Below are 12,662 nucleotides of genomic sequence, written 5' to 3'. Positions count from 1 at the left end.
GCATGCCTCATGCCGCGCAAAAAGGCACGGCTTGCGCGAAAGTCTAGCGTCAACGGCCTCACAAGAAAAGAGTCCTGCATGCCATCGGCGAAAATCCCCTTGATCTATGATGCGTTTCGGACTCATACCGGGACCGGCCGGCACGTCCCCGCGGAGGAGTGGCAGAGTGGTCGAATGCACCGGTCTTGAAAACTTGTGCAGGAGTATTGTGGAAGGGTGGCAGAGTGGTCGATTGCACCGGTCTTGAAAACCGGCGATGTGCAAGCATCCGTGGGTTCGAATCCCACCCCTTCCGCCAATAACAATAAAAAGGCCGCCCCTGGGCGGCCTTGTACCGGTTCATGACCATTTGACTACTTCGGCAAGATGACGGCGTCGATCACGTGGATTACACCGTTCGACGCTTCGATGTCCGCCTTTGTGACCGATGCGTTGTCGACTTTGACGCCGCTGAACGCGTTGATCTCGACGGACTGACCATTGATCGTTTCTGCAGTGAGCTTCTTGCCGGCCAGATCGGACGACATGACTTTGCCGGGAACCACGTGATATGTCAGAACTGCAATGAGCTGATCGCGGTTTTCGGGCATCAACAAGGTTTCAACGGTTCCCTCGGGAAGCGCGGCGAAGGCCTGGTCCGTTGGCGCGAATACCGTGAACGGGCCTTCCCCTTTCAGGGTTTCGACCAGGCCAGCGGCCTGAACGGCGGTAACCAGGGTCGAGAACGATCCGGCACTTGCAGCGGTGTCCACAATATCCATTTTGCTGCCATGACCATCTGCCATTGCAGCGGTGGTGCCCGTCAGAGCAAGCGCAAAGCTTGCAGCAGCGCCAAAGAAAGTCCGTCTTAGCATGTAACCATCCTCCATGATTGATGTGAAAGGATTACGAGGGAGCAAAGCCAGCAGATTTGAGGCGTTCCGACAGCAGCCGGGGAAGCAGGCCCAATTATCTGATACATATAACAAAAACGTTTTCGTCAGATTTGTTTCAGCCGATACTTCTGTTGGGGGTGGCGCCGGACACCTCTGCGAATGCGTTTGCTCTACACCTGGGTTTGTTCGCGTCGGAAAACGCGGCGAAACCGGCGTTGGCGAGGGATGTGTTTAAGGGGCAAAACCCTGTTAGAGACCCTTGCAGGGGAATGCCCCTTAATTCGGCGGCCTGTCGCCGCGCCGGGCGCGGCCGACCCTGACATCGCGTGTGGTGGGGTGAAGGCGGCGAAGAGGGTGGGCGAATGTTGCTGAAAGCAGGATTGGGATCGCTGGCTGGATGGCGACGTTCGTCGATGTGACGCTGGAGCGTTTTGCCGCGCAGGCACGCAAACGCGATCAGATATTTTCTCTTTGACTACCGGTCCACATGGATTGGGGGATCTGTTCGGGTCAACTTGATCTGGGTCAAAGTGGGATCACTTGGCTGCGCCGAAGATCGACGGGCGAACAGGAGATGATCAATGCAACCGAATCTGGCGATGGCGTCCGTGCGCTGTCCGGTAATGTCCCGGGCGTCCCCGACCACGCGTGAAGCCCTTGGCCGCTACGCACAGTTGCGCAGCTACAAGCGTGGCAGCAATATCTTTCTGCATAGTTCTCCTGCCAACAGCGGGTATGTTCTTATTTCCGGGTGGGTCAAAGTCTCGCGGGTACAGGCCAGTGGTTCAATGGCGCTCCTGAACCTGCATGCGCCCGGTGAGGTTTTCGGTTTCTCTGACAGTATTCGAAGGGTTCCGAGAAGCGTTGACGCAGAAGCCGCAACAGATTGCGTTGTCCTGTCTGTTCCCTACCATTCCTTGCGCAGCGCGATGCGCAATGACGCGAGTTTCAACGATGTGCTCCTCGGCCATTCATTCGAGCGGAATGATCACCTCCTGCGCCAACTTGAAGGCATGAAGGTATTGAACAGCCTGCAACGTCTGGCCTGCTTCCTGATCCGCCATGCCAAACCGCATGGAAAACACCTTCTTGTGAAGCCGACATTCGAGAAACACCTGGTTGCCAGCTACTTGGGTATCCGGCCGGAAAGCCTGTCTCGTAACCTCGCCAAACTGAGGGATCACGGCGTGCAGGATTCCCCCAATGGCATCGAGATTACCGACCCGGATGCTCTCAAGAAACTTGTCGGAGAGGAGTCGCTCATTTTCTGCAACCTCCCGGAACAGGTGGGCTGATCGACATCGCTCATCCTGCCGGTGGCGATGAGTTCGAGAGCATGGCCCGGTTTTCCGCCGTAACCTTGCAGATCAAAAAAATTACCTTGTGCAGATGCGCCTGGTGCGGGTCTGTTCCATCGGCGCGTGGTTTTCTTTCCGCCAGCGCATGAAGGCCCCGGATGGCTTGACCGGACGATCCCTTTTCAAACCTAGTATGGAAAGCCTGCTCAAAGGCAAGATCGCGGCGTGCAGATATTCGCCCCGTGCAGAGCCTTGTGAAGATCGAAACAGGAGAATGGCCGATGAGTGACACGTCCCACGATGAACTGGAGTTCTTCCGCAAGCGGGGGTTTGGCGGAGAGATGGGGTTTGGGGAACGTCCCGCGCTTCTGGTGATCGACATCATGAACGCCTTCACGAACCCGGATATGCCCCTGGGCGCGGATCTGAGCGTGCAGATCGGGCATATCAATACGCTTCTTGATGCTGCCGACGCGGCCTCGGCGCCGGCCTTCTTCTCGATCGTCAGCTACGAGGAGGCGGATTGCCGCGATGCGGGCGTGTGGGGAAACAAGATGAGCGGACTGTTCGACCTGAAGACGGGGTCTGATGCGGTGCAGCTCGATCCGCGGTTGCGCAGGCGGCCGGGATCGTCCGTCTTCAACAAGAAATATGCCTCCTGCTTCTTTGGAACGGATCTCGTCTCCCGGCTGCAGTCGCGGCGGATCGACACCCTGATCATCACCGGATGCACGACCAGCGGATGCGTCCGGGCGAGCGCGGTGGACGCCGTGCAATACGGCTTCCGGCCCATCGTCGTGGAGGAGGCGGTGGGCGACCGCTCCCGGCCCGCCCATACCCAGGCGCTGTTCGACATCCAGGCCAAGTATGGCGACGTCAGGAGCCTTGACGACACGGTGGCACAGCTCGCGCAGGTTACGGCCACCGCCGGGTAGGGTGGGCATTCACCGGAAAGTGGGAGCGGTCCGCTTGCTCGTTCGACGTGTCGCAAGAAACGACTGAAAACCGCAGAGAGGACAAAATGGACAATACACTTTACGACTATTCCCCGATCGTTTCGCGGCCCAAACTCACCTGGCCCGATGGCGCCCGCGTGGCTTTCTATGCCGGGCTGAATATCGAACATTACGAGGTCGACAAACCCTCGACGAGCATCTTTCCGGGCACGGCCGCCCTTGCGCCGGACCCTCTCAACTACGGCTGGCGCGACTATGCGCTGCGGGTCGGCATCTGGCGCCTTATCGAGACGCTCGACCGCTTCAAGCTGCCGGCGACCGTCCTGCTCAATTCCGATTGCTGCCGGCTCTATCCGCAGGTGATCGAGGCCGGACGCGAAAGAGGGTGGGCGTGGCTGGCGCACGGGAAGAACAACTCGATCTTCCAGGCAGGAATGACCGTCGACGAGGAGCGGGCCTATCTTGCCGACGTGGTCGGCACCATCGCGGAGGCGACAGGGCAGGACGTCCGGGGCTGGCTCGGGCCCGCGCTTACGGAGACATTCGAGACCCCGCGCCTGCTCAGGGAACTGGGCCTGACCTATCTGCTCGACTGGTGCGCGGACGATCAGCCGTTCCCGCTGAACATTCCGGGGATGATCTCGGTTCCCTATTCGATCGAGCTGAACGACGTGACGATGTTCCTTGGGAAGAGCCTGACGGGCGAGCAGTTCTATCAGATGGTCGTGGACCAGTTCGACCAGCTCTATGCCGACGGCGAACAGACCGGGCGGGTGATGGCGCTTTGCCTGCATCCGTTCATCATCAACCAGCCGTTCCGCCACAAATATCTGGTGAAAGCCCTTGAATACATCGCGGGGCACGAGGGCGTATGGCTTACGACGGCCGACGAGATCGCGGCCTATTACGCAGACCAGTAGGCGCCCGACGGGCCTGACACCCGGCCCCGGCGACCCGGCGGTTATGAGCCCGGGTCGCCAGTGTGCCGGAATGGCCCTCGGCGCAGGGCGGATGCCATGAATGGCCGGGAGGCTGGATTGCGTTGCAGAGACCTGCCGGCGCACCGCCTTGCTATCGGTTTTGGCGCCTGCCCGGGGCGACTTGCCTGTTTTGCACGCCCTCTGCGGGCGTGAGCGGATGGGCTTTGCCTTTCCCATCCTGCGTTGACGGTTGTGATGCGAGGTGTTTTACTTTTCCCATCCGAACCGAGAGGACAGAGAGATGTCGATCCCGGCGGAGGCCGGCATGATCTCTGCCAGACCTGACGCGCGGTGGCGATGAACGATTGCGGCACGGGCGCTCGCAAAAGCAGCATCTCGGTTGCGGCACAGGGAGAACACGCGATGAAGCGGGAAGTGACTCTCCGAAGCGCGAATGACAAGGACACGTACAGGGAAATCATCAGCTCTCTCTTCGGGTCCCATGACCTCCGGTTTTCCCCGGACCGACAGTTCTCGGCAGAGGTCAAATGCGTCGATATAAAAGATTTCAGGTTTGCCTGCGTGCATGCCAGCAATCAGCTCGGGGTCAGGCAGCACAAGCAGGTCGAGAAGGACCAGCGGGATGATCTTGTCCTGTTCACCTCTCTCTCAGGCGCGGTCCAGCTTACCCAGAACAGCCGGGAGTTGACGGTCCGCCCCGGAGAATTGGGCCTTTACGATCTGCGCAGCCCGTCCGTCTGGAAGCATAGCGATCCCACCGCGGTGCTGAACCTCGTCATTCCGGGCGAGATGTTGAGACGGCGGCTGTCGGGGCTGAGCCGGAAAACATCGTTTCCCTACAAGGTGTCCTCGGGGGTGAGCAGGTTGTCGCACGGGTTCTTCATGGGGCTGTGGAACGAAGTCGAGGGGATATCCAGTTTCGATGCCGAGGTCTGTACCCGGTATCTGGCGGACCTGCTGGCGCTTTCCATCGAACGGGGCGAGAAATCCCTCCCGCTCAACAAGCAGGCGGCACGCAGGGCACTCTATCACCGCAGCATTGCCTTCATCCGGTCCCATCTGGAGGACCCGGACCTTGATCCGCAGAGCATCGCCGAAGCCGCAGGGATATCGGTGCGCTATCTCCACCAGATATTCGAGGAAGCGGGGCAGAGCGTTTGCACCTGTCTGCGCGATGCCAGACTCGAGCGGGCCCATGCCGAGTTGTCCCGACCTCGGACAATCGCCTATCCGATCAGCGAAATCGCGCGCCGCTCCGGCTTTCGCAACCCCTCGCATTTCGCAACGGCCTTCAAGCGCCGATACGGCCTGAGCCCTCGCGACCAGCAGAACCTCGCCAGCGCGCGTGAGGGATAGCAACAATATTCAAGAGACAACGCGGGGCACGGAAGCGGAAATGTCCCCGCGCTCCGAAATCCAATCCTGGCGGCGGGCGGTTTCCGGGCGCCATGATCGAAAGGGAGTCGGAGGCAGGCATTGCGGATTGGAATCGCTTTCACCAAACAAGGGGGAAGGGCTGACCGGGACGGCATGGTCACGAGTTGCGAGTCGGAGGGAATGATGGGGGTTTTGGACTGGCCCGGTAAATCCGCGCCCGAGGGTGGTATCGAGCATCCGGCGTTTTACCATATGATTGATGTCGGAGCGGTGGCGGAATGCCTTTTGGCGCCGCTGGACCTGCCCGCCGAGCGCAAGGCATTGTATGCGCTGGCGGCGGCCCTGCATGACCTTGGCAAGATCAGCGCCAGTTTCCGTGACATGCTGCGCGAGGGAAAGCGGCAAGGCGCGGGGCGCCACTGGGAGGTGACCGAGGTCTGGTTGCGTGATTTCGACGATTTGCTCTCGGGCATCGCCGGGGATGTCTTTGACCGCCGCGATTTCTATGCCGCCATTGCCGGTCATCATGGCCGCCCCCCAATTCAGGAAGAGTTCGGCAAGATGCGCGTCGCAGCTGGGAAAGAGGCCCAGGCAGATGCACGGGAGGCGACGGAAGCGTTGATGTCTCTCTGGCCGGGTGCACGTTTCGATCTGCCCTGGGAAGAGGTGGCAGCGCAGACATGGTGGCTGCCGGGGCTGATCGCCGTGGCCGACTGGCTGGGATCGAACCCGGTCTTCTTTCCGCCGGTCGCAGCCGGGCCGGATGCCGAAGGCTACCTCGGGCAGGCGCGTGCGAAGGCCGCCCGGACGGTCAGGCTGGCAGGTCTGGACCTGCCCGACCTGTCGCAAATCCCGGTCATACCCGACGACTGGACATTGCGGCCGATGCAACTGGCCGCGCAGGACATAGCCCTGCCGGAGGGGCCGGCGCTTGCCCTGATCGAGGATGAGACAGGGTCGGGCAAGACGGAAGCCGCGCTGATCCTGGCGCAACGCATGATGCAGGCGGGCAAGGGGAGGGGGCTGTTCTTCGCGCTGCCCACGATGGCCACGGCCAATGCGATGTTCGACCGTGCCGCCGATCTGGTCGGCAGGCTTTATGACGGTGCCCCCAGCCTTGCGCTGGCGCATGGGCGTGCAGGGATGTCGGCCCGGTTCCGGGAACTGATCCGCGCACCCCGCGGCCCTGCGCAGCCCGCCTGCACCGACTGGCTGGCCGATGACCGGCGGCGGGCGTTGCTGGCGAATGTCGGTGTCGGCACGGTGGATCAGGCGCTTTTGTCTGCACTGCCGGTGCGCCATGCCATGCTGCGCCATTTCGCCCTGAGCCGGAAGATCCTGATCGTGGACGAGGTGCACGAGATGGGAGACCCCTATATGGCGGAAGAGCTTTGCCATCTGTTGCGGTTGCATCGCCGGATGGGCGGCTCGGCGATCCTGATGACAGCAACGATGCCGGTCGATCTGCGCGCGAAACTTTGCGATGCCTTCGGTTGTGCGCCGCCGGAAAGCCGCGCCTACCCGGCGCTGACCGTCGCGGGGCACGCGCAGGTCACCGATGTCGCTTCCGTCAATACGCGCGGGCCGGTGCGGGTCGCGCGCCTGCCTGCGCCCGAAGCGGCGCTGGACCTGTTGCAGGACAGCGTTGCGCAGGGGGCGGCGGCGTTGTGGGTGCGCAACGCGGTGGACGACGCGATCGAGGCGGTGCGGATGCTGCGGGCGCGTGGTGTCCGGGCGGATCTGCTTCATGCCCGTTTCGCGCTTTGCGACCGGATGCGTCACGAACGAAACGTACTCGAGACTTACGGCAAGGATCGGCGCGACCGGCCGGGCCGTGTCCTGGTGGCGACGCAGGTTGTCGAAAGCTCGCTCGATCTGGATTTCGATGTCATGGTCTCGGACCTGGCGCCCATCCCCGCGCTTGTGCAGCGGGCGGGGCGGCTCTGGCGGCATATGGACCGGCGGCCTGCCGCACACCGGCCTTGTTCCGCGCCCCTGCTGCATGTGGTCTCACCCGATCCCGGACAGGTGTCCGATCCGTTGTGGTTGCGGCATGTTCTGGATCGCGGGGCCTTCACCTATCCGCTGGATCAGCAATGGCGGGCGGCGCGCGCCTTGTTTTCTGCCGGGCAGATCGACGCGCCGGCCGGTCTGCGCGATCTGATCGAAGAGGGGCTTTCGGGGGGCGATTTGCCGGAGCCGCTGAAGCGGGCCGAGGCCGACCGCATCGGGCAGGGGTTCGCGCGGACCGATCATGCGCGTCAGAACCTGATCGACCTCACAGCTTCATATCGCCAGATCAAGGGGTTTGCCGACGATGCGGATTTCCCGACGCGGCTGGGTGTCGAGCAGCATGTTCTGGTTCTGGCGCGCGGCACGGAGCACGGGCTGCTGCCTCTCGATGCGGATGCCTGGACGGTAGACAGCCGCCAGCGCTCTGAAATCAGTGCGGCGGCCAGGCGGGTCAATGCCTTGCCGCTGCCGGATCAGACAGCGCCCGAAATCATGGCGGCGAAAAAGGACTGGCCGGACTGGATGCAGGCGCGTCTGACAATGTGTCCGGTCGCTGCGGACGGCACGATTTGCGAGGGGTTGTCCTATGATCGGGAAATTGGTTTGATCTTCGGTCTTTCCTAGTAGCGGAGATGAAGGTCGGTCTTAGGAACCAGTTGAAACTGTCTGTTTTGAAAAGATATTGCAAACGGACTTGAAAACTTCCCGCACTCGTATTGACAACAGCTTTTGTTGCAGGGCTACAATCCTGAATAAATGCTTCCGTCGCCGATACTAATTTTACGAGAGTGGTATGCCCCTCAACCTGATCGCCGATGCTTGGATTCCCGTCCGTTTGCTTGACGGGTCGCGCCGGGTCATTGCGCCGCACCAGATGGCAGACCCGCTGATTGCCGCGCCGGACTGGCCGCGGGCCGACCTTAACCTTGCCTGCTATGAATTTCTGATCGGGCTGGTTTTCATGGCCGCGCCGCCTGCACATCTGCGCGACTGGGCGCGGGGGCGTCCCGATGCGGCGAAGCTTGAGGCGCAGTTTGCGGCGTTTGCCGACGCATTCGAGCTATTGGGCGACGGGCCGCGTTTCCTGCAGGATCCTGAGGATTTGTCCGGCGCGCCCTCCGGTCCCGACATGCTGTTCATTGACTCGTCCGGCGGGAATACGGCCAGGAACAATGCAGACCTGATGGTGCATCGGGATCGGTATGAAACGCTCGACCTGCCCTTGGCCGCGATGGCGCTTTATACCTTTCAGCAATTCGCACCCTCGGGCGGGGCGGGCAACCGGACCTCGATGCGCGGAGGAGGGCCGCTTGTGACGCTGGCCGATCCGGGAACCGGGTTGTGGGACCTGATCTGGGCCAATGTGCCGTTCGGGCAGCCCGCAAGGGTGGAAGATTTGCCGTGGATGCGGCCTGCACGCACATCGGAGACCGGGCAGACGGTCGGGCCGTCGCAATCGCATCCGGTGGAGGCGTTCTTTGGGATGCCGCGAAGGCTGCGCCTGGTCGGCGAGGATCTGGTAACAGGAGTGATTCAGCGACCGTATGGCACAAAATATGCGCTCTGGCGGCATCCGCTTTCCCCTTACTACCGGCAGAAGGAAGGGGCGGAGCTGTTGCCTCGCCATCCGGCAAGCGGGCAGTTGCCGTATCGCAACTGGATCGGGATCGTCCTGAGCAACCCGGATCAGAGCGCCAAGGGGTTGCGTTTGCGGGCCTCCTGTATCGACGGATTTTTCGACCGGTTCGACAAGCAGGCCAAACGCATGATCGTTGGCGGATGGGCGATGGATAACATGAAACCAAAGGATTTCCTGTGGGCAGAGCTGCCGTTGATGCCTATTGGCCCGGACGCGCAATCGAAGGCCGAAGACCTGATCGAAGCGGCAGACAATGTGGGTTCGGGGTTGCGTCGGGCGGTGTCGGTGCTCACGGCGGAAGGCAATGCACGCCAGGCGCAGCTTGATGAGTTCTGGGCCACGACCGAGGGTGATTTCACGCAGGCCCTGGCCGCGCTGGCGCAGGACGGTTTCGACGGGGCGGACATCGCGGGCCGGTTCCTGCGTGCGATCGGAATGCAGGCGCTGCGCCAGTTCGATGCGCTGGCCTTGCCTGGGTTGTCCGATGGCAGGATCGAACGCGCCGCCCGTATCGTGGCAGAGCGCCGGATGCTTGTCGCCCTGATCCATGGGCGCAGCAAACAGGGCCGGGCAATGTGGGACAAGTTGGATCTGACACCGCCCGATCCGAAACCCAGGCAAAAACAGGGGGCCGAGGCATGAGCGAGCCTGAAGACGAAAAACAAGCTGGGCAGATCATTCTCGGCTGGTGGTCGCGTGAATTGGGCAAGCGGGAAACCGGCGCGCAAAAGGGGCTTTCGGCCCGGCTGCGGCGTGGGGACGACGTGACCGTTCTCTGCCAGAAAGAGGTGCATGACCTGGCGGGGCAACTGAACCTCCGCGATGGTCCGCGGGCTGCGCGGCTGGCGCGCGTTCTGGCGCATGTGCGCGAGCATACCGGCGCCTCGCTGCCGCGCAGGCTTGGCGGGAAAGAGCCGGTCATGTCCGCGCTGCGCTTCGAGCGGCTGATCCACTCCGAAGGTGAAGACCTGGAAACCGCGCTGCGTCGTGCCCTGCCGATGGTCGGTCATGCGGCAAATGTCGCCCACCTGGGCGAGGCGATCCTGTTCTGGTCCGACGCCACCCGCACCCGCTGGTGCTTTGACTATCACGGGGCCGATGCGCCCGTGACCGAAACTTCCGAGGAACCTGCCCAATGACGACCTTTGTCCAATTCCACCTTCTGACGACCTATCCGCTGTCCAATCCCAACCGCGACGATCAGGGGCGGCCGAAACAGGCGTTGATCGGTGGCAGCCCGCGCCTGCGGATTTCGTCGCAGTCGCTGAAGCGCGCGATCCGCGAGAGCAGCTATTTCGCACAGGATCTGGCGGGGCATACGGGCACGCGCACCCGTCGCCTGGCAACGGAACTGAAGACCGAACTGATCGGGCAGGGCGTTGCAGAGAAAGAGGCCGAAAAGATCGCAAGCGACATCGGCACCGCCTTTTCCAAGCTGGAGAAGGAGTCGACCAATGCGACGACGCTGGCCTTCATCTCGCCCGACGAATGGGCGCTGGCGCGCGACCTGGCGGCCAGGGCCGTGGCGGGCGAGGACCTGCCCACGGACAAGGAGTTGAAAAAGGCAGTGCTGCGCCGCGCCGACGGGGCGGTGGACATCGCCATGTTCGGGCGAATGCTGGCCGACAGCCCCGACTACAATCGTGACGCCGCCGTGCAGGTCGCCCATGCCTTCACGACCCACCGCGCGCAGGTGCAGGACGACTGGTTTGCCGCGGTCGACGACCTGAAAACCCGTGACGAGGATGCCGGTGCCGGTCATATCGGCGAACATGGCTTCGGGTCGGGTATCTATTATCTCTATGCCTGTGTGAATGTGGACCTGTTGGTTGAAAACCTGAATGGCGACCGTGACCTTGCGGCAAAGGGCATCGCCTCGCTTGCACAGGCGCTGGCCACGGCCACGCCGAAGGGTAAGCAAAACAGTCACGCCCACCACCCGCGTGCCGGATACATTCGCGTCGAGCGCGGCACACAGCAGCCACGCGACCTGTCCGGCGCCTTTCACAAGGCGGTGGCGGCCGATGAACGGGCCAGTGTCGATGCCTTGACCGGAATGGCCGAAAGGATCGACCGTGCCTACGGTGCGTCATGCGATGCGATGGCTGTGATGGATGTCACCGGGGGGCAAGGGAGCCTTGCCGAGATTGCCGAATTCGCAGCGGGAAGCGTCCAGGCAGATGTCTGAATACCTGATCTTTCAACTGGTCGCCGCGATCGGGGCCATGGGAGAGTTCGGCGGCCATGACAGGCGCGGCTCGCTCGGGTTGCCCGGACGGTCTGCGGTGATCGGTACGTTGGGCGCGGCGCTCGGGCGCAGGCGGGATCAGGATTTTGCCGACCTCGATGCCCTGGGCGTTGCCATCGCAAGCTTTGGCCGAACGGCGCATCTGCGCGACTACCATACCGTGCAGACGGTGCCGACTGCGGCCGTGAAATCCCCGCAGTCGCGCCCGCAGGCCCTGCGCGAGGCCGCGGCAAAGGACAGGTTGAACACCGTTCTGACCAGCCGCGATTACCGCACGGATTGCGTGTTCGGGGTGGCGGTCTGGGGCGGCGATCTGCCCGCGCTGGCCGCCGCATTGCGCCAGCCGGTATTCCAGGTGTTCCTCGGGCGCAAATCCTGTCCGCTTGCAGCGCCTTTCGATCCGCAGGAGGTGACCGCCGAAAATCCGGCGCAGGCCATGTCGTATCTGCGGTTGCCGCCATGGATCGGTGCGCGGCGGATGACCGAAATCGTGGCGGACGAAAACACCGACCTTGGCGCGCCCGCACGGCTGGAAACCCGGCATGACCGGGCCATCGACCGGGAACAGTGGCACTTTGCTCAGGGGCGATATGCCGTGGCCCATCCCGACATCTCTGCGGGTGAGGTTCCGTCATGATGTATCTTTCCCGGCTGCGCCTGTCGCGCGATCCGAAGGTGGCGGCACTGAATGCCCTTCTGGACCCGACCGCGGAAAGTGAGAGGCTCGACGCCCATCACCGGCTTATCTGGTCGGCCTTCGCGGGCGATCCGCAGGCGACCCGCGATTTCCTGTGGCGCGAGGAAGGGCAGGGTGTGTTCCTTGTGCAATCGGTCCGTCCGCCCGAATCCAGCCCGGTCTTCGATCCCCCGGATGTTCGCGAACATCTGCCCGATCTGAGGGTCGGTGACCGGCTGTCCTTTCTTTTGCGTGCCAATGCCACGCGCGACCTGCGCGGGGAAAAGCGCAGGCGCGTGGACGTGGTGATGCACCTGCTCCACGATCTTCCAAAGGATCAGCGCAACGGGAAACGCATGGATCTGGCGACCGAGGCCGCTGCGCAGTGGATGGCCGGGCAGGGCAGCCGCGCCGGTTTCGTCCCCGACCGGACCGATGTGCAGGACTATCGCACCGTGACCCTGCCGGGCTATAAGGGCCGCCGCCGGGGTGAGCCGCGCTTCGGTATCCTCGATCTGACCGGGCAGATCACCGTGACCGACCCGGATGCATTCTTGCAAAAACTGGCGCAGGGGTTTGGACGGGCCAAGGGGTTCGGCTGTGGGCTGATGCTGATCCGGCGGGCCTGACATATGGCGC

The 12,662-nt window shown here is 62.6% G+C and carries 11 protein-coding genes and 1 tRNA gene; 11 read left to right on the top strand and 1 reads right to left on the bottom strand.

What is annotated here, in order from left to right:
* Positions 1 to 210: 210 nt before the first annotated feature.
* Positions 211 to 298: transfer RNA gene (locus F3H87_RS17620), tRNA-Ser, on the top strand.
* A 55-nt stretch (positions 299 to 353) separates the two neighbouring features.
* Here the strand turns inward: F3H87_RS17620 and F3H87_RS17615 are convergent.
* Positions 354 to 854 (bottom strand): fasciclin domain-containing protein, encoded by a 501-nt coding sequence (locus F3H87_RS17615; RefSeq protein WP_149789080.1) that lies wholly within the window; start codon positions 852 to 854, stop codon positions 354 to 356.
* A gap of 602 nt (positions 855 to 1,456) precedes the next feature.
* On the opposite strand from F3H87_RS17615, the gene F3H87_RS17610 reads away from it, so the two are divergent.
* From F3H87_RS17610 to cas6e, 10 genes are all read left to right on the top strand, one after another.
* Positions 1,457 to 2,170 carry a Crp/Fnr family transcriptional regulator gene (locus tag F3H87_RS17610; protein WP_149789081.1) on the top strand — a complete coding sequence of 238 codons (714 nt, stop codon included), beginning with the start codon at positions 1,457 to 1,459 and terminating at the stop codon, positions 2,168 to 2,170.
* 284 nt (positions 2,171 to 2,454) lie between these two features.
* Positions 2,455 to 3,108, top strand: coding sequence for an isochorismatase family protein (locus tag F3H87_RS17605; RefSeq protein WP_149789082.1), 654 nt, complete (start codon positions 2,455 to 2,457; stop codon positions 3,106 to 3,108).
* An 86-nt stretch (positions 3,109 to 3,194) separates the two neighbouring features.
* Positions 3,195 to 4,049 carry a polysaccharide deacetylase family protein gene (locus F3H87_RS17600; RefSeq protein WP_149789083.1) on the top strand — a complete coding sequence of 285 codons (855 nt, stop codon included), beginning with the start codon at positions 3,195 to 3,197 and terminating at the stop codon, positions 4,047 to 4,049.
* 423 nt (positions 4,050 to 4,472) lie between these two features.
* Positions 4,473 to 5,426 carry a helix-turn-helix domain-containing protein gene (locus F3H87_RS17595; protein ID WP_188129235.1) on the top strand — a complete coding sequence of 318 codons (954 nt, stop codon included), beginning with the start codon at positions 4,473 to 4,475 and terminating at the stop codon, positions 5,424 to 5,426.
* Positions 5,427 to 5,627: 201 nt separating this feature from the next.
* On the top strand, positions 5,628 to 8,084 hold the full coding sequence (cas3, locus tag F3H87_RS17590) for a CRISPR-associated helicase Cas3' (protein WP_223228114.1): 2,457 nt from the start codon (positions 5,628 to 5,630) through the stop codon (positions 8,082 to 8,084).
* A gap of 169 nt (positions 8,085 to 8,253) precedes the next feature.
* Complete coding sequence (casA, locus tag F3H87_RS17585) at positions 8,254 to 9,741, top strand: type I-E CRISPR-associated protein Cse1/CasA (RefSeq protein WP_149789085.1); 1,488 nt, start codon at positions 8,254 to 8,256, stop codon at positions 9,739 to 9,741.
* Positions 9,738 to 10,238 carry a type I-E CRISPR-associated protein Cse2/CasB gene (gene casB, locus F3H87_RS17580; RefSeq protein ID WP_149789086.1) on the top strand — a complete coding sequence of 167 codons (501 nt, stop codon included), beginning with the start codon at positions 9,738 to 9,740 and terminating at the stop codon, positions 10,236 to 10,238. Before casA ends, casB begins: the two co-directional genes overlap by 4 nt.
* Positions 10,235 to 11,287, top strand: a complete 1,053-nt coding sequence (gene cas7e, locus F3H87_RS17575; RefSeq protein WP_149789087.1) for a type I-E CRISPR-associated protein Cas7/Cse4/CasC — start codon at positions 10,235 to 10,237, stop codon at positions 11,285 to 11,287. The genes casB and cas7e overlap by 4 nt, the downstream gene beginning before the upstream one ends.
* Entirely contained in the window at positions 11,280 to 11,984 is a 705-nt protein-coding gene (gene cas5e, locus F3H87_RS17570) for a type I-E CRISPR-associated protein Cas5/CasD (RefSeq protein ID WP_188129236.1), read from the top strand. Before cas7e ends, cas5e begins: the two co-directional genes overlap by 8 nt.
* On the top strand, positions 11,981 to 12,652 hold the full coding sequence (cas6e, locus tag F3H87_RS17565; RefSeq protein ID WP_149789089.1) for a type I-E CRISPR-associated protein Cas6/Cse3/CasE: 672 nt from the start codon (positions 11,981 to 11,983) through the stop codon (positions 12,650 to 12,652). The genes cas5e and cas6e overlap by 4 nt, the downstream gene beginning before the upstream one ends.
* Positions 12,653 to 12,662: the final 10 nt, after the last annotated feature.

The organism is Lutimaribacter pacificus, from assembly GCF_900142185.1.
Classification (GTDB): Bacteria; Pseudomonadota; Alphaproteobacteria; order Rhodobacterales; family Rhodobacteraceae; genus Lutimaribacter; species Lutimaribacter pacificus.
Note: the sequence above shows the minus strand (reverse complement) of the source record. Positions and strands in the feature narration are given on the sequence as shown.